This window comes from Mesorhizobium sp. M0938 (assembly GCF_040319125.1).
GTDB classification, from domain to species: domain Bacteria; phylum Pseudomonadota; class Alphaproteobacteria; order Rhizobiales; family Rhizobiaceae; genus Mesorhizobium; species Mesorhizobium robiniae.
Genome location: NZ_JAMYNS010000013.1, coordinates 55808 through 73918 on the forward strand (window position 1 = coordinate 55808; position 18111 = coordinate 73918).

At 64.6% G+C, this 18111-nt stretch carries 14 protein-coding genes; 13 read left to right on the forward strand and 1 reads right to left on the reverse strand.

The window, feature by feature from the left end; translation table 11 throughout:
- Positions 1-21: 21 nt before the first annotated feature.
- The 12 genes from NKH73_RS22175 (at position 22) to NKH73_RS22230 (ending at position 16869) form a co-directional block, all read left to right on the forward strand.
- A complete protein-coding gene (locus tag NKH73_RS22175; RefSeq protein ID WP_352936248.1) occupies positions 22-1872 on the forward strand; it encodes an ABC transporter ATP-binding protein in 1851 nt (616 codons plus the stop codon).
- 147 nt (positions 1873-2019) lie between these two features.
- Complete coding sequence (locus NKH73_RS22180) at positions 2020-3270, forward strand: sarcosine oxidase subunit beta family protein (protein ID WP_352936443.1); 1251 nt, start codon at positions 2020-2022, stop codon at positions 3268-3270.
- 8 nt (positions 3271-3278) lie between these two features.
- Positions 3279-3551 carry a sarcosine oxidase subunit delta gene (locus NKH73_RS22185; RefSeq protein ID WP_352936250.1) on the forward strand — a complete coding sequence of 91 codons (273 nt, stop codon included), beginning with the start codon at positions 3279-3281 and terminating at the stop codon, positions 3549-3551.
- Entirely contained in the window at positions 3548-6508 is a 2961-nt protein-coding gene (locus NKH73_RS22190) for a sarcosine oxidase subunit alpha family protein (RefSeq protein WP_352936252.1), read from the forward strand. Before NKH73_RS22185 ends, NKH73_RS22190 begins: the two co-directional genes overlap by 4 nt.
- Positions 6501-7037 carry a sarcosine oxidase subunit gamma gene (locus NKH73_RS22195; protein WP_352936254.1) on the forward strand — a complete coding sequence of 179 codons (537 nt, stop codon included), beginning with the start codon at positions 6501-6503 and terminating at the stop codon, positions 7035-7037. Before NKH73_RS22190 ends, NKH73_RS22195 begins: the two co-directional genes overlap by 8 nt.
- A gap of 8 nt (positions 7038-7045) precedes the next feature.
- Positions 7046-8665: an FAD/NAD(P)-dependent oxidoreductase gene (locus NKH73_RS22200; RefSeq protein WP_352936256.1), complete on the forward strand. Its 1620-nt coding sequence runs from the start codon at positions 7046-7048 to the stop codon at positions 8663-8665.
- A complete protein-coding gene (locus NKH73_RS22205; protein WP_352936258.1) occupies positions 8662-9822 on the forward strand; it encodes an NAD(P)/FAD-dependent oxidoreductase in 1161 nt (386 codons plus the stop codon). Before NKH73_RS22200 ends, NKH73_RS22205 begins: the two co-directional genes overlap by 4 nt.
- Before the next feature lies 1 nt (position 9823).
- Positions 9824-11785, forward strand: a complete 1962-nt coding sequence (locus tag NKH73_RS22210) for a 2Fe-2S iron-sulfur cluster-binding protein (protein ID WP_352936260.1) — start codon at positions 9824-9826, stop codon at positions 11783-11785.
- A 108-nt stretch (positions 11786-11893) separates the two neighbouring features.
- Positions 11894-13105: a CaiB/BaiF CoA transferase family protein gene (locus NKH73_RS22215; protein ID WP_352987302.1), complete on the forward strand. Its 1212-nt coding sequence runs from the start codon at positions 11894-11896 to the stop codon at positions 13103-13105.
- A 69-nt stretch (positions 13106-13174) separates the two neighbouring features.
- Positions 13175-14233, forward strand: a complete 1059-nt coding sequence (ocd, locus tag NKH73_RS22220; RefSeq protein WP_502893961.1) for an ornithine cyclodeaminase — start codon at positions 13175-13177, stop codon at positions 14231-14233.
- Between the two features lies 1 nt (position 14234).
- Positions 14235-15413, forward strand: a complete 1179-nt coding sequence (locus NKH73_RS22225) for an amidohydrolase (RefSeq protein ID WP_352936264.1) — start codon at positions 14235-14237, stop codon at positions 15411-15413.
- Positions 15414-15522: 109 nt separating this feature from the next.
- Positions 15523-16869, forward strand: a complete 1347-nt coding sequence (locus tag NKH73_RS22230; RefSeq protein WP_352936266.1) for an NAD(P)/FAD-dependent oxidoreductase — start codon at positions 15523-15525, stop codon at positions 16867-16869.
- A 72-nt stretch (positions 16870-16941) separates the two neighbouring features.
- On the opposite strand, the gene NKH73_RS22235 is transcribed toward NKH73_RS22230, so the two are convergent.
- On the reverse strand, positions 16942-17406 hold the full coding sequence (locus tag NKH73_RS22235; protein WP_352936268.1) for a cupin domain-containing protein: 465 nt from the start codon (positions 17404-17406) through the stop codon (positions 16942-16944).
- Between the two features lie 363 nt (positions 17407-17769).
- Here NKH73_RS22235 and NKH73_RS22240 point away from each other — a divergent pair, with 363 nt between their 5' ends.
- A complete protein-coding gene (locus NKH73_RS22240) occupies positions 17770-17967 on the forward strand; it encodes a sugar nucleotide-binding protein (RefSeq protein ID WP_352936270.1) in 198 nt (65 codons plus the stop codon).
- Positions 17968-18111 lie beyond the last annotated feature (144 nt).

Sequence of the window (18111 nt, forward strand, 5' to 3'; positions counted from 1 at the left end):
CTCGCGGAAAAAAGGAAAGTCATGGGTCAACCGATCCTCTCCGTCGAGAAGCTCTCCGTTTCCTTTCGCACCGATGCCGGATGGCGGACTGTCGTGCGAGACGTTTCGTTCGACGTGGCCGCAAGAGACACGGTCGCGCTGGTCGGGGAGTCGGGATCGGGCAAGAGCGTCACCGCGCTTTCGGTGATGGGGCTGACGCCGGTGGGATCGAGCCGCGTCGAAGGCAGTGTCAAGCTCAATGGCACCGAACTGCTGACGCTGCCGGAGCGGGCTTTGCGCGGGATCCGTGGCAATGAAGTCGCCATGATCTTCCAGGAGCCGATGACCAGCCTGAACCCGGTGCACACCATCGGCGCCCAGGTGTCGGAGGCTCTGACATCCCATCGTAAGCTCTCGGGAAGCGAGGCGCATGCCGAAGCGCTGCGGCTTCTGGAAAGAGTGCGCATTCCCGCCGCCCGATCGCGGTTTCACGAATATCCGCATCAGTTCTCGGGCGGCATGCGTCAACGCGTCATGATCGCCATGGCGCTCGCATGTCGGCCGAAGCTGCTCATCGCGGATGAGCCGACCACGGCGCTCGACGTCACGATCCAGGCCCAGATCCTGGAACTCATAAAGGAGCTCCAGGATGAGGAGGGCATGTCCGTCCTGTTCATCACCCATGACATGGGCGTGGTCGCGGAAATCGCGGACCGCACAGTCGTCATGTATGACGGTCAGGTGGTCGAGAAGGGCACCACGGAGGCGATCTTCCGGAACGCGGATCATCCCTATACGCGCTCGCTCCTTGCCGCGGTCCCCAGACTAGGATCGATGACCGCATTCTCAAGACCGCTGCGTTTTCCCGTTGTCGACCGCGCGACCGGTCTCTCGGACGAGCCTTCCGAGACGCCCGACACCGTCCGCCGAAATGAACGGCCTCTTTTGGAAGTATCCGGCCTCACCACCCGGTTTGAGATTCGCTCGGGCGTCCTCGGCAAGGTCCGCGCGCGGGTGCATGCCGTCGAGAACGTCTCGTTCCACCTCCAGACCGGGGAGACCCTGGCGCTGGTCGGAGAATCCGGTTGCGGCAAGTCGACGACCGGTCGCTCCGTCCTTCGTCTCACGCAGCCGCTGTCCGGATCGATCAGGTTGCAAGGGAAGGAGATATTGGAGCTTCGGCCGTCGGAGTTGCGCGAACAGCGCCGGCACATGCAGATGGTCTTCCAGGACCCGTTCGCCAGCCTCAACCCGCGCATGACGGTGGGGGCGTCGATCGCACAGCCCTTGGCCATCAATGGCCTGGCCAGTCGCTCGGAGGCAGGAGAGCGGGTCCGGCACCTGTTGAAGCAGGTTGGCCTCGAACCGGAAATGGCGGGACGCTTCCCGCACGAATTCTCCGGTGGCCAGCGGCAACGGGTCTGCATCGCGCGCGCACTGGCGGTCGCGCCCAGTCTCATTGTCGCCGACGAGGCGGTTTCGGCGCTCGATGTCTCCGTCAAGGCGCAAGTGATCAACCTGATGCTGGAACTCCAGGCACAGATGGGTCTCGCCTATCTGTTCATTTCCCATGACATGGCCGTGGTCGAACGCGTCAGCCATCGAGTGGCGGTGATGTATCTGGGCGAGATCGTGGAAATCGGCCCGCGCGCCGCGATCTTCGGCAACCCGCAACATCCCTACACCAGGCGGCTGCTTGAAGCCGTTCCCGTGCCGGATCCGGCTCGCCGCCTGATCAAACGCATCGTCGCCAATGACGAGATTCGCAGCCCGATCCGTGCGGCCGACTACGTGCCTCCCGTGCGCAGCTATCGCCAGGTGTCACCGGATCACTTGGTGATGATCGAGGCATGGCCGGACCGTGCTCAAACCCGCCCGGACGATAATGTTTGATGATCGTGGAGAAGGACGTCCAGCCATGACCTCAAATGCACGTGCCGACACCTCGCGGGCAGGCCGCCGATTGCATCCCGGCGGGTTGGGGCGAATGGCACGACACATGCTCTCCGACCGGCACGACACGAATACGAAATGAGTGTGATGCGTTATTCCGCCTTCTCGATTTTCCTGAACGGCCTGCGCAAGAACACGGGCTGGACCTCCGCCTGGCGTTTTCCGGAGCCCAAGCCGCATTACGACATCATCATCGTCGGCGGCGGCGGACATGGCCTCGCTACCGCGCACTACCTTGCCAAGGAGCACGGCATCACCAACGTCGCTGTGCTGGAGAAGGGATATATCGGTTCCGGCAATGTCGGCCGCAACACGACCATCATCCGCTCGAACTACCTGCTGCCCGGCAACAATCCGTTCTACGAATTGTCCCTGAAGCTCTGGGAAGGGCTGGAGCGGGACCTCAACTACAATGCGATGGTGTCGCAGCGTGGTGTCATCAATCTCTGCCACAACGACAGCCAGTTCGCGGCCTATATGCGCCGCGGCAACGCGATGCGGCTGCACGGCGTCGACGCCGAGCTGCTCGACCGCAACCAGGTCAAGTCGATGCTGCCGTTCCTCGACTTCGACAATGCCCGCTTTCCGATCCAGGGCGGACTGCTGCAGCGGCGCGGCGGCACCGTGCGCCACGACGCGGTCGCCTGGGGATATGCGCGGGCCGCCGATGCGCGCGGCGTCGACATCATCCAGCAATGCGAGGTGACCGGCATCCGCCGCGAGAACGGCCGCGTCGTCGGCGTCGAGACCACCAGGGGCTTCATCGGCTGCAACAAGCTGGCGCTGGCAGCGGCCGGCAATTCTTCGCACGTGGCCGCAATGGCCGACCTGAGACTGCCGATCGAGAGCCATGTCCTGCAGGCCTTCGTGTCGGAGGGCCTGAAGCCCTTCATCGACTGCGTGGTGATCTTCGGCGCGGGTCATTTCTATGTGTCGCAATCGGACAAGGGTGGACTCGTCTTCGGCGGCGACATCGACGGCTACAACTCCTATGCGCAGCGCGGCAATCTGGCGACCGTCGAGCATGTCGCCGAGGCGGGCGTCGCGCTCATACCTGCGTTGTCGCGGGTCCGGGTGCTGCGCAGCTGGGGCGGCATCATGGACATGTCGATGGATGGGTCGCCGATCATCGATCGCACGCACATCGACAATCTCTACCTCAACGCCGGCTGGTGCTACGGCGGCTTCAAGGCGACGCCTGCCGCCGGCTATTGCTTCGCGCATCTCCTGGCACGGGGCGAGCCCCACGCGACCGCCGCGCAGATGCGCCTCGACCGGTTCGAACGCGGATACGCGATCGACGAACGGGGCTTAGGCGCCCAGCCCAACCTGCATTAGAGTTTTCAATGGCAAGTCTAGTCTCCTGCCCCCATTGCGGCGTGCGTCCGAAAGAAGAATTCACGATCAAGGGCGCCGCGCTTTCGCGCCCAGCTGCCGATGCGCCGTATGCGACGTGGTTCGACTATGTGTTCCTGCGCGACAATCCGCGCGGCCGTTACGACGAATACTGGCATCACAGCTCAGGCTGCCGACGCTGGCTGGTGGTGACGCGCGACACCGCGAGCCATGAGATCGCAGCCTGCCGGGATGTGGCCGAAAAGCCGGCGGTGCTTGCATGACCTCCTATCGCCTGCCGAAAGGCGGTCTCATCGATCGCTCGGTCTCTCTGCCCTTCACCTTCGACGGCCGAAGCTATTCCGGGCATGCAGGCGATACGCTCGCCTCGGCGCTCCTGGCGAACGGCCGGCGTCTCGTGGGACGCAGCTTCAAGTATCACCGGCCGCGCGGGATCCTGACGGCGGGCGCGGCGGAGCCGAACGCACTGATGACGATCGGCAGCGCCGGCCGCACGGACCCCAACACCCGCGCCACGATGCAGGAGCTCTATGCCGGCCTGAAAGCGCGCAGCCAGAACCGTTGGCCGTCGCTCGACTTCGACCTTGGCTCGCTGAACGGATTGTTCTCGCCATTCCTCGGCGCCGGTTTCTACTACAAGACGTTCATGTGGCCGGCGGCCTTCTGGGAGAAGCTCTACGAGCCGCTGATCCGCCGGGCGGCCGGCCTCGGCCGCGCAACCTACGAGTCAGACCCGGATACCTACGAGAAATCATGGGCGCATTGCGACCTGCTCGTCATCGGATCGGGGCCCGCGGGACTTGCCGCCGCGTTGACCGCGGGACGTGCCGGGCTACGGGTCATCCTCGCCGAGGAACACCCGAGGTTCGGTGGCGCGCTCCTCTCCGAAACCGCGACCGTCGATGGCGTGACTGCGCCCGAATTCGCGGCGCGCTGCGTCGAGGAATTGCGCAGCCTGCCGAACGTCACGCTTCTTCCACGCACGACCGTCATCGGCTGGTACGACAGCAATGTCTTCGGCGCTGTGGAGCGCGTCCAGAAACATGTCGCGGCTCCGGTCGCCAACCGTCCGGTCGAGCGTTTCTGGCGCATCGCCGCCAGGCACGCGATCCTCGCGACGGGCGCCGAGGAGCGGCCGCTGTTGTTCGGAGGCAACGATATTCCAGGCGTGATGCTGGCCGGCGCCATGCGGACCTACCTCAATCGCTTCGGTGTTGCGCCGGGCCGCCGCGTGGCGATCTTCACGACCAACGACAGCGGCTACGCGCTGGCCCGCGATCTCGATCGCGCCGGTGTGGGGCTTGCCGCGATCATTGACAGCCGGTTGCGTTCGGACGTCCCCTATGAAGGCCCGGCGCGGATCATCCGCGGCGCCCATGTGACTGACGCGACGGGAGGCAAGTCGCTCTCCTCCATCACGGTCACAGGACCCGGCGGCGTCGAGACGATCGGCATCGACGCGCTGGCCATGGCCGGCGGCTTCAGCCCGATCGTCCACCTTGCCTGCCACCGCGGCGGGCGGCCCGTCTGGTCCGACGAACATTTCAGCTTCCTTGCCCCGCAGGATCTGAAGGGTATCGCGTTGGCCGGCTCGGTGACGGATGCAACCGGCATTGCGGACTGCCTGTCGCAAGGCTCGGCCCAAGCGGTTGCGCTGGCGGGGGAACTGGGCGTGAAAGCCGTAGCGTCGCCAACGTCCGTTTCGGGCGACATCGCGGCGCGTCCGGAACGGTCGGTCTGGTCGATCCCCGGCGTGAAAGGCAAGGCGTTCGTCGACTACCAGAACGACGTTCACAGCGCCGACCTGAAGCTCGCCGCACGGGAAGGTTTTGGCGAAGTGGAACTCGCCAAGCGCTACACCACGACCGGCATGGCAACGGATCAGGGAAAACTCTCCAACGTCAACGCGATCGGGCTGCTTGCCGAGGCGCGCGGCGTCTCGCCGGCCGAGGTTGGCACGACGACGTTCCGGCCATTCTACACGCCCGTCTCCTTCGGCGCCTTGACCGGTGCCTCGACAGGCAAACGCTTTCAGCCCGTGCGCAAGTCGCCCCTGCATGGCTGGGCGCAGAGGAACGGCGCGGTCTTCATCGAGACCGGCCTGTGGTATCGTTCCTCGTGGTTTCCGCGCCAAGGCGAGACCACCTGGCGCCAGAGCGTTGATCGCGAAGTGCTGAATGTCCGCGCCAATGCCGGCCTCTGCGACGTCTCGATGCTCGGCAAGATCGAAATCACCGGCAAGGACGCGACAACCTTCATCGACCGCGTCTATTCCAACGGCTTCGCCAAACTGCCGGTCGGCAAGGCGCGCTACGGCCTGATGCTGCGCGAAGACGGCATGATCTACGACGACGGCACGACCAGCCGCCTGTCAGAGAACCGCTATTTCCTGACGACGACCACGGCCTACGCGGCCGGCGTCATGGACCACCTGGAATTCTGCGCCCAGGCGCACTGGCCTGAGCTCGACGTGAAGCTTGCCTCGGTCACGGACCAATGGGCGCAGATGTCGCTCGCCGGACCGAAATCGCGCGCAATCCTGCAGGAGATCGTCGACGACGATATCTCGGACCACGCCATGGGATTGCTGGCGGCACGTGAAGTGTCGCTGTTCAACAGCCGGCTAAAGGGTATGCTGTTCCGCATCTCGTTTTCCGGCGAACGCGCTTATGAACTGGCCGTGCCGGCCGGCTATGGCGAAAGCGTCGCGGACGCATTGATGAAGGCCGGCGAGAGCCACGGCATCTGCGCCTACGGCGTCGAGGCGCTGGGCGTGCTGCGCCTTGAAAAGGGTTTCGTCACGCATGCCGAGATCAACGGCACCGTCGTGCCGGCCGACCTCGGCCTCGGCAAGATGGTGTCCGCGACCAAGGCCGACTTCATCGGCAAGGCGATGCTGGCGCGCGAGGGCCTGTCCGATCCGGACCGTCCGCGCTTGACCGGCGTCATGCCGATCGATCCGTCGGCATCCTTCATGGCCGGATCGCACGTACTGTCGAAGGAGGCGGCCGCGACGCTGGAGAACGACCAGGGCTACGTCACCTCGGTCGCCTACTCGCCGCACCTCAAGTCGACGATCGGTCTCGCCCTGGTGGTCCGCGGACCCGAGCGGCACGGCGAGGAAGTCATTGTCTGGAACGGGCTGCGCAACGAGACGACACGCGGGAGGCTCTGCGATCCCGTCTTCTTAGACCCTGAGAACGAGCAGCTGCATGTCTGATTTCGAACTGATCCACCGCGCCGTTCTGAGCTCTGCGACGCCACTTCGGTCGGAACGCGTACAACTTACGCCCCTGCCGGAAGGCACGGTCCTGCAGGTCTTTGGCCCTGCCGCGCATGCCGGGTCTCTCGCGGATGCTGCTGCGCGCGCCGGGCTTTCCCTGCGCGCCAATGGCCCCGGCCAATGGTACCTCGTCGGCGACGAAACGACGACACGCGACGTGCCTACCGAACTGACCTCGGGCCTCCCCGATGGCTTCACTGTCGTCGAGCAGAACCACGGTCGCGTCCGTATCGCTGTCGAGGGTGACGCCGTGGAGGCGGTCCTCGCCAAGGGGACGGGCGTCGACCTCTCCCGGTTCGAGATCGGTCACGCGACGACCACGCTGATCGGCCACATCTCGGCCCATGTCAGCCGTACGTCCGCCGACCGCTTCGAGCTCATGCCGCTGCGCAGTTTCGCCGAGAGCCTGTGGCACGACCTCGAAAAGATGGCGGCGGAATACGTCGTAGTTCCAAGCAGACCATGAGGCGCGCAATGGTTCAGCCAAAGATCGACAGGAAGTCCGTTGCCGGCAAGCAACTGCATGTCGAGGAGCATACCCAGCTTCTTGTCATCGGCGCGGGACCTGCCGGCCTTGCAGCCGCCATCGAAGCCGCCCGGCGCGGCCTCTCCGTCGTTCTGGTCGACGAAAACCCGGTCTCTTTCAAGACGATGGGCGACGAGGTGCCGCTGCATTACGGGCAGGGCATGTCCGGCGCCGCTCGCAACCGCAATGCGATGATGGAGGCGCTCGTCGCCTCCGAGCCGCTGATCGAGACCGCCTTCGAGGCGGGCGTCGATGTGCGGCTCGGCACCGCCTGCTGGGGTCTCTATGGAAACGGATCGGCCGTGCATTGGCTGCCGGGCACCGTCGCTGGCCTGACTGATGATGACCGCGGCTGGATGATCGGCGCCGAGCAAGTGATCGTCGCCGCCGGGCGGCGCGACATGGGGCTTGGCTTCCCGGGCTGGGAAAAGCCGGGCGTGATGGGCGCGACCGCAGCGGTCGCGCTTGCGAAGCACGGCGCATTGGCGCCCCGCAGCGTCGTGATACTTGGAACCTCGGCGGAAGCCCTGACCGCCGCTTTGGCGTTGCGAAGCGCCGGCATCGAGGTCGTCGCCGTGGTCGAGCAGGCGGCCGAGCCGCTTGGCCCCTCGGATATGGTATCGGCGCTGCGCGCCGACGGCTGCACGTTCCTGACCGGCCACGTCGTGCGCGAGGCGCTGGGTCGCGATACGGTCGAGGCCGTGCTGGTTTCTGCCGTCGATGCCGCAGGCCGTTCCGTCGGCGAGGAGCGCCGCCTTGCCTGCGACGGGATCGTGCTCGCGGTCGGCGTCACGCCTGTGATCGATCTGCTCGACGCGCTCGGATGCCGGATCGCCTTCCAGCCGGAACGCGGCGGCTATGCGCCGGTCGTCGATGCCGACCAGCGCACCAGCGTGCGCAACGTTTTCGCCGTTGGCGATTGTGCCGGGATCTGGCCGACCAAGTCGCGCGACAGGGGCATCGCCGAGATCGAAGGCAGGCGCGCCGTCGCTGCGATCGTGTCCGAACTCGGCCTCGGCGATGGCAGCGCTGCACCCGAGAACGTGCTGCCGGATCGCCCGACCTATGATCTCTCGGCCTATCGGCTGGCCTGGGTGCACGCCAGCGTCATCGAGGCGCGCGCCGAGTTCCACGTCTGCCAATGCGAGGAGGTCACCGCCCGCGAACTCCTCGAAGTCCGCCCGCCGCGCTATCTCGACTGGCAGGCCGAGCGGCGCAACGACCGCTCGCTCTCGGCGCTGCTTGGCGAAGGGCCTCCCAATCCTGACCAGGTCAAGCGGCTGACCCGTGCCGGCATGGGCCCATGCCAAGGGCGGCGCTGCCGCGAGCAGGTCGCCGCACTGCTGGCGCTTAAGGCCGCGATGCCGCTGTCGACGATCCCGCTTGCCGGATATCGCGCGCTGGTTCGCCCGCTGCCACTGGCGATCGCCAGCCAGATTCCGGAGGATCAAGCCGAGCACTGGGACGTCTGGTTCGGCATTCACGCCCAGTGGCGACCTTTCTGGGACATTCCTGCGCTCTATACGGTCGCGACCAACGACGCGACCGGCACGGCGGCGAGCGAATGAACGACGCGGCAATGAGCGATATCAAGGGAGCTTCGGTCGTAATCGTCGGCGGCGGCGTAACGGGACTGAGCACAGGCTGGTGGCTGGCGCAGAGCGGCGTCGACGTGCTCGTCATCGAGAAGGGCATTATCGGCTGGGAGGCGTCCGGCCGAAACGGGGGCGGCTGCACGCATAGCCAATCGCCGTTGTTTCTCGAAGAACAGCGTCTTTGGCCGATCATGGACGAACTTCTCGGCTACCCGACGGAATTCGCACCGAACCGCATCCGGATCGCCTCGAGCGAAGAGCAGCTGACGCTTTACGGCCGCGGCATCGCCACCTCGGAAAGGCAGGGATTCAGATGCGAGCTTCTCGATCTGAAACAGCTCCGCGAGATCGTTCCGCTTGCCGGCGACAACATGGCCGGCGGCTACTTCTATCACTTCGGCGGGCATGCCAACCCGCACCGTACGGTCCAGGCCTACGCCTGGGCGATGCAGGATCATGGCGGCCGGCTGATGCAGCAATGCGCCGTGACCGGGTTCCACACCGAGGGCGGCCGGGTGGCCGGCGTCGAGACCGAGCGCGGCCTGATCGGCTGCGACCAACTCGTGATCGCGGCCGGACCGCATACCGGACGTTTTTCGGCCATGCTCGGCCAGGAGGTGCCGATGGCGAGCGCGCGGGCCGAGATGATCGTCACCGAGCCGCTCCCCTTGATGGCCTATGGCGGCGTTGACGGAAACGGTCTCTACGGCCGCCAGACATTGCGCGGCAATCTTGCCTATGGCGGCGGGCCGCATGAATGGCTGGAGATCCCCTGGGAAGGCGCGCCGGACAAGCCGTCGACCCCGCTGATGGGGCATATCGGCCGCCGTCTCCTCGAAATGCTGCCTAAGGCGGCCCACGCCCGCATCATCCGGTCCTGGGCGGGGGTGATCGAGAACACGCCGGATGGGCGGCCCGTGATCGATAGGCTCTCCTCGCAGGAAAATGTCGTGATCGCCACGATGTCGAGCGTCGGCTTCGGCCTGTCGCCGGCGAGCGGCCGGGCGATCCGCGACCTGGTCGTCGACGGGGCCTGCAGTTTCACGGATATCTCGTCGTTCAGGTTGGCGCGCTTCGCCGAGCTGGAGCCGAACTGGCGAGAGTTGCAGGGATGGCATGGAACATCCTGACATGAACATAGAGAAGCGACTGTTCATCGAGAACGCAACGCTTCTGTTCATCGCCTCCCGCAATCGGGAGGGAGCAATGGATGTCTCACCACGGGGCGGGCAGCCATGCGTCCTGCGGGTGACCGAACAGGGCACACTGCTGCTGCCCGACTACAGCGGCAACCGCAGGCTCGATACGATCGGCAATCTGCTGAGCAATCCGAGTGTCGCGCTGATCGTGCTCAACCGCGGCAGCAACCGGTATCTGCGCGTCACGGCCTCCGTCGAAGTGTCGTTCCTGGCGGAGGATCTGGCGTGCTTTCCCGCCGACGAGAATCCGCCGATCAGCGTGTTGATCCTGACTCCTGAAACGGTCGAGTTCGTCGACACCGCCGCATTCGCCCGCGCGGACTTCTGGCTGGACCCGGATCGCCGCAAGCCCCCGCTGGACCTCGGCGCAGTGGTGGGGCGGGACAAGCAAGTCCAGGCTGCGGCCGGCTTCGGGCCGGTTTTGAAGGACGCGGAAGAGGAACGCCTGCTGGCAAATGCAGGCGTGCGCAACGTCTATGGCACACCCAGCGAGGGCGTGCAGAAGAAGGTATGTGACATTACCGGCCCCGGCGGGCTGGATTTCATTGACGAGGCGACCTTCATCGTCGTGGCGCATGAGGGTGAGAATGGCGAAATCGCCATCGACCTGACGGCGGAAGCGCCGCTGTCGGTCATCCCCTTCGACAACCGTCACGCCTACCGCCTGCGGCTGCCGCCCGAAGTCACGACCGGCGAGGGGGGCGAGTGCGCGCTCCTGACCGTGACGCCGGGGCGGAACGAGCTGCTTCGCATCAACGGGCGGTTCGAAGAGGAGACGCGCGCGGTGAAGATCGTACCGCGCGAGGTCTTCTTTCACTGCTCCTCTGCATTTTCGCGCTCCCGGGTCTGGCAGCGGGACCGGCGGAGCTACTGGTCGGGGAAGCGTCGCTTCATCTGCGTGGAACGGCGTCGCGAAAGCCCCGACGTCGCATCCTTCGTCCTGAGGCCGCGAGACAATGCGCCGATCGGCCCTGTCGAGCCTGGGCAGTATGTCACTGTGTCGTTGACAGACGGCACGGGTGCCATGAGGCAAAGATCCTATTCCGTTTCCCGCCGGCCGGACGGGCAAAGCCTGCGCATCACGGTGCGACGCATCGGTGCCGGAGGCATTTCGGACCTGCTGCATGAGAAGGTCGAGCCGGGGACTGAGTTGCTGGTCGGCGTTCCCGCCGGCAGGTTCGTTCTGTCGAGCCCTCCGGGCCGTCCGATCGTCCTTGTCAGCGCGGGCGTGGGCATCACGCCTCTTCTCCCCATGCTGGACCATCTGGCGCGAGAGGATGATGGCCGTGAGGTGTGGTTCATCCATGCCGCCCGCGACGGCGCCCATCACCTGTTCGCGGAGGAGGCGCAAAGCATCGTAAGGAGGACGAACAATGACCGGATCCATCTGGTCTCGTGCTACTCCCGCCCGCGGCATGGAGACGAATGCGATCTCGTCGGCCGCATCGATGCTGCGGCGCTCGTCGGCCTCGTGCCGGTCCGGGACGTGGATTTCTACATCTGCGGTCCCGAAGCCTTCATGACATCGCTGAGCGACGGGCTTGTCGCACTTGGCGCAGCACCCGACAGCATCCGGTTCGAGGCCTTTGCCGCGGCGGAAGGCGGCCTGCTCGATCTGTCCGGCACGCAGACCCTCAGCGACAGCAAGGTCACATTCGCGAAATCGGGCAAGACCGCAATCTGGACGCCGCGCGAGGGCTCATTGCTCGACCTCGCCCTCCAAAACTGCGTCGATGTTCCATATTCGTGCCGGGTGGGCGACTGCCAATCCTGTGTCCAGCGCATCGTCAGCGGGATAGCCGATTATCCAGCCGGCGAAGTGCCGCTGCTGGCGTATGACCAGGTCCTGCTGTGTCAGGCCGTTCCACGCGGAGATGTGGTGCTCGAATGCTGATCATGGCGACGCAAAGAGCGGCTTGGTGTTGCGCCGGAAACCCGTCGGGACGTGGCGGCAGCCGCAGGCCGGCAGCATGAGATCGAGAATGACACATAGGAGGTCGCGATAGGACCGCTTGCAGGCATAAAGGTCATCGACCTGACGTCGGTGCTGATGGGGCCGTACGCGACCCAGTACATGGGCGATTTCGGCGCCGACGTCATCAAGATCGAGCCTCCCGCCGGCGATCTGATGCGCAATGTCGGGCCGTCGCGTTCGCCGACGATGGGGCCGCTGTTCCTCAATGCGAACCGGTCGAAACGATCGGTTGTCCTGAACCTGAAGGCCGCCGAAGGGCGGGAACTGCTGCTGGAGCTGTGCCGCGGCGCGGACGTCATGGTCTACAATGTTCGTCCTGCCGCGATGAAGCGCCTCGGCCTGTCATGGGAAGAGGTTCGAGCCGTCAATCCGCGCCTGATCTATGCCGGGCTCTACGGTTACGGGCAGCAGGGCCGCTATGCGGCGCGTCCCGCCTATGACGATCTGATCCAGGGTGGCGCAACGCTTTCGCACCTGTTCGTGCTCTCAGGATCGGGGGAGCCGCGCTACGTCCCGACGGCGATTGCCGATCGCGTCGTCGGGCTGGCGGCGTTGAGCGGGATCCTCGCCGCCATCATCGAGCGCAATCGCTCCGGCGTCGGCCAGCGGGTCGACGTGCCGATGTTCGAAACGATGGTCAGCTTCATTCTCAGCGACCATCTTGGCGGGCTGACCTTCGATCCGCCACTCGACCATGGTGGTTATGCCCGCCAGCTCGCCCGCGACCGCCGGCCTCTGCCCACTGCCGACGGCCATGTCTGCGCGCTGGTCTACACCGACGATCACTGGCGGCGCTTCCTCAAGGCCGTTGGCCATGATGACCTGATGGACACCGACAGCCGCTTCGCCAGCTTCGACGCTCGGATCAGGAACGTTTCATTCGTTTACGGCTGGCTTGCCGACATCTTCAAGACCCGCACCTCCGGGGAATGGATCGACCTGCTGGACGAGGCCGACGTGCCGGTCATGGAGATGCATACGTTTGAGACTGTCTTGCGCGATCCGCATCTGGCTGATGTGGGCTTCTTCAACACGATAGACCATCCGACCGAAGGCAGGACCATCACCATGGCCAACCCGGTGCAAATGTCGGCAACTCCGGTCGAGATCACCCGTTTCGCGCCGATGCTGGGCGAGCATACGGTCGAAGTGTTGCGGGAACTCGGTGTGCCGCCCGATCGGATTTCGAGCCTCCTCGATCGCGGCGTTGTCGCCGCGGCCACCGCGACGCTCGATTGAGGAAGTGGATGCGGCGACGCCGACCACCATAACCAAGTGCTCGGGCCTGTCCCGACCTGAAACAGGAGAATGAAGATGCCTCTCAGTCCGCCAGGCCCCCTCAGCCTCGTTCCGTTCGTGAGCGTCCAGCACATGATGCAGCTGGTGGTTGATACGGGCGTGGAGCGGATGCTGTCCGATCTCGCAGCCTATATCGAAGAAGACTTCCGTCGCTGGGAGCAGTTCGACAAGACGCCGCGCATCGCCTCGCATTCCACTGCGGGCGTCATCGAGTTGATGCCGACGAGCGACGGAGTGACCTACGGTTTCAAATACGTCAATGGTCACCCAAAGAACATGCGCAGCGGACGGCAGACCGTCACTGCCTTCGGTGTGTTGGCCGATGTTGAAACCGGCTATCCGTTGCTTCTGACAGAAATGACGCTGTTGACCGCGCTGCGAACGGCTGCGACCTCGGCCGTGGCGGCGAAGTACCTGGCGCCGGCGAATAGCCGCAACATGGCGATCATCGGCAACGGCGCGCAGTGCGAGTTCCAGGCGCTGGCCTTCAAGGCGATCTGCGGCATCGACACCGTGCGGCTCTACGACATCGACCGCGCGGCAACCTCCAAGGCGGTTCAAAACCTTCAGGGCAGCGGGCTGATGGTCGTGAGCTGCGCGAGCGCCGAACAGGCCGTCGAAGGCGCGCAGATCATCACCACCTGCACCGCCGACAAGCAGTATGCGACGATCCTGTCGGACAACATGGTCGGCACCGGCGTTCACCTGAACGCCATCGGCGGCGATTGCCCCGGCAAGACGGAGCTGCATTGCGACATTTTGCTACGATCCGATATCTTCGTCGAATATCCTGCCCAGACTCGTATCGAAGGCGAGATTCAGCAGCTCGCTGCCGACCACCCGGTGACCGAGCTTTGGCAGGTCATCGCGGGTACCGCTATCGGCCGAACGGACGAACGCCAGTTGACGCTGTTTGACAGCGTGGGTTTCGCGATTGAGGATTTCTCGGCCCTGCGCTACGTCCACGACAGGGTCAAGGGGACTGCGCTTTACACCTCCCTGGATCTGGTCGCAGATCCAGACGAACCTCGTGATCTCTATGGAATGCTTTTGCGAGCGGCTGCCTGACATGACCAACCGACTGTTCTTCCCCCTCCCGACCGAAGACGACCTTCGCGAGCTAACGGCCTTTCGCCACGAACTTCACCGCACTCCCGAGCTCTCGGGTGAAGAGCGGGAGACTGCGCGTCGCGTCTGCGAGATGCTGGCGCCGACAAACCCCGATAAGGTCTTGACCGAACTGGGCGGCCAGGGCGTCGCAGCGATTTACGACAGCGGCGCGCCGGGGCCGACGATCCTCTTCCGCTCCGAGCTGGACGCCCTGCCCATTCAGGAGCTTGGCAAGATCGAACACCGGTCGACCGTGCCGGGAAAGGCACATCTGTGCGGACATGACGGTCACTCCACCATCCTGCTGGGTCTCGGCCGCATCCTGTCGCGGGCACGCCCGACCAGCGGGCGGGTGATCCTGATGTTCCAGCCCGCCGAGGAGAACGGCGCGGGTGCGGTCGCCGTGGTCGCCGATCCGCGCTATGCCGAGATCAAGCCGGACTGGGCATTCTCGCTGCACAACGCACCGGAGGTGGAATTCGGCTTCGCGCAGCTCGGCGCCGGGCCTGCGAACTGTGCTTCGCGGGGCATCCGCATCCGGCTGACCGGCAGCACTGCGCATGCCTCGCGCCCAGCCGATGGCCGCTCGCCGATGATGGCTATCTCGGAACTGATGCCGGCGCTACAGGCCTGCGGCAGCGGCAAGCCTCTAGGTCCGGGATTCTCGATGGTCACCGTTACGCATGCTTCGATGGGCGCGGAATCCTTCGGCGTTGCTCCGGGCGAAGCGAAGATCATGGCGACGCTCCGGACCGTGTACGACGACGACATGGAAAACCTCGTCGCGCGGGTCGAGGGGCTGATCCGCACTGCTGCGGAGCGTCACGGACTCCTCTGCGCGTACGAATACGACGACGTCTTCGCCGCTTCCATCAACGAGCCCGAGGCGACGGCTATCCTCGCCAACGGATTGGAGCGAGCAGGTATTGGACGGCACGACCAGAAGTTACCGTCGGTCGGTTCGGAGGATTTCGGGCAGTTCGGGCTGAGCGGCGCAAAGGCCGCGATGCTCTTTCTCGGGTCCGGCCCCGACTGGCCACGGGTACATACTCCCGAATATGACTTTCGCGATGAACTGATTCCGGTGGGTATCCGCATCTTCTCGGAGACGCTGGCGGCCTGTCTGGATAACAGCTGAATGCGGTCATCTGCGATGTCCTGCCGACCGATGCCGCCGGCAGAAGTGTGCGGATAAGGTGTCGATGTGACCAAGGTGTCGGTGTGACCAAGAGAAAGACAGGCTGCCATTGACAACCTTCCCGTTCAGCGAAGCCACCCCGGTGCAGTTTCAGGCGGTGCTGCCGAAGACATCCGACGTCGTGATCGTCGGCGGAGGCATCATCGGCGTGATGACGGCACTGTTTCTGGCGCGACGGAACATCTCGGTTACGCTTGTCGAGAAGGGCCGCATCGCGGCCGAGCAGTCATCGCGCAACTGGGGTTGGATCCGGCAGCAGGGCCGCGACGCTGACGAACTGCCGATCATGATCGAAGCGCGCCGCCTTTGGCGGCAGCTTGCCGAAGAGTGTGGCGAGGATATCGGCTTGAGGCAGACCGGTATCACATACCTTGCGCGCACCGACACGGAGATGGCCGCTTTTGCCGAGTTCGTGCAGATCGCCGGCGCACATAATGTCGACACACGCCTCCTCGAACCGAAGGAACTCGCGGACCTGATCCCCGCCATGTCGCAGCGCTACAAGGGCGCGATGACGACCCCGTCGGACATGCGGGCCGAGCCTTGGGTTGCCGTGCCGGCGATCGCTCGCCTCGCCGGCAGGGAAGGTGTCACTATCATCGAGAATTGCGCGGCGCGCATGCTTGACTGCGCCGGCGGTCGGATCAGCGGCGTCTGGACCGAGAGGGGCCGCGTTGCCACCTCTAACGTTCTGGTCGCCAGCGGCGCGTGGACATCGCTCTTCCTGCGCGCGCATGGCATCTCGATCCCGCAACTCAGTGTCAGGTCGACCGTCGCCGCGACCGAGCCGATGCCCGAGATCCATGCTGGGGCCGCCGCCGACGAACACATCGCCTTCCGGCGGCGGCAGGATGGCGGCTATACGCTCGCGTCGGGCGGCGCCAGCCAGCTCTATATCGGCCCGGACGCATTCCGGCACGCGGTCAAATACTTTCCCGCCTTGAGGGCAAATCCCTTGGGCACGCGATACCTCCCGGCGGCGCCTAAGGGATATCCGGACGGCTGGTCGACGCCGCGCAAGTGGGACGCAACCCAGGAAAGCCCGTTCGAGCGGATGCGCATCCTGAATCCCGCACCCGAGCCCTCCAGGCTCCGCTCGATCGAGCGCGGGTTCAGGGAGCTTTTCCCTCAGTTCAAGGAAGTGCGGCTGAAGGCGAGCTGGGCGGGCATGATCGATGCGATGCCGGATGTGGTGCCTATCGTCGATCGCGTCGCCGAGATTCCAGGCCTCGTCGTTGCGGCCGGGATGAGCGGCCACGGCTTTGGCATCGGACCGGGCATGGGCCGTGTCGTGTCGGACCTTATCCAGGGAAACAAGATCGGACACGATCTCAACAGGTTTCGCCTGTCGCGGTTCAGCGACGGCAGCCCGATCCGACTAGGCCCCGCTTTGTAGTCCGGCTCGATCGACGCCGGGCGGATGTCTTGCTTTGCATCAGTGGAATTCTTGATGCCCAGGACGACCGCGTCACCTGGGCGGCGGCCAATCCGAGAGCAAAGTTATTCCGAATCTCGGCGAAGCTTCGCGCAGACGCTCGATCTCCTCAGGCGTCGGGGGAGCCACGACTTCGTCCGGTTGAAGTTCGTGGCCGGCTTCCACGAGAAACCGGTCGAATAGAGAGGGGGTCCCGATCAGTATGTATCTGACAGGGTTGCCGCTCATGTTCATAAGCTGGTGCGGAATGCGGCGCGGCAGGAAGACGCTCTCCCCTGCAGTCAGGCGTTGAGGCCGGCCGTCGATCACCGCGGTCAACTCGCCTTCGATGATGTAAACCGTCTCGTCGTCCTTGGCGTGGACATGGATCGGCGTCCTCGTGCTTCCGTCGCTTTTGTTTTCGAAGAGGCAGAACTGCCCTGCAGTGTGTTCTCCGGACAGCAGACATTTCATGACGACGCCTGCAAGAACGAACTCTTTGCTGTCGATGTCACTCATTGCGTTTCCTTCCCACAAATCGGGTGGCGGACCTCCATTCAGCGAGTTTTCGAGATCGCGTGCAGGTGATTATTGGCGTTTCGTTGACGAGCTCATCGTGCCATCCGCCGACGGCCTGTTGCGCCGTGGGGGGCCGATGCTCGCCAGGATCGCGCGGGACCTGTGCTGTTGGACGTTCGAACAGGCACAAAGCTTCAAACTCATCGCCGATCTACTGGTGACGCTCCACAACCTCTCCGCCGGCGAGCGGGCGGCCGCGATGGCCAATCTGCGCCACCTCATCCTGCGCATCGCACAGCCGTTTGGTAAGAATTTGGTCAAGACGATACTGAGGATGGCAGTGAAGCGCGACAGATCGCGGCGGTGGCTGACCAGTGGAGAAATCCCACTTCTGGCCTTGATATTGCCGACGCAATCCTGCAAGTCGCGGCGACAATGCGTGGCAACGAGAACTTTGGCGCCTTCGGCGTCTATCATTTAGCAGGAGCCGGCGAGTGGACTCCCCTGTCATATTCTCGACACAAGTGCCATGCAGGGCGGGCCTGGCGCGTGGGTACGTGATATCGAGATAATGGACTGTCTCACAAAAACGCAACGTTGCCGAAATTCGCGCCTGTCGACGGTAAATCCGGAGCCGCATTCGGGCGGAATGCGCCATACTGGCGGATGTCGACGCAAGAGATGGTACGACAGCTTCTTCGGCCT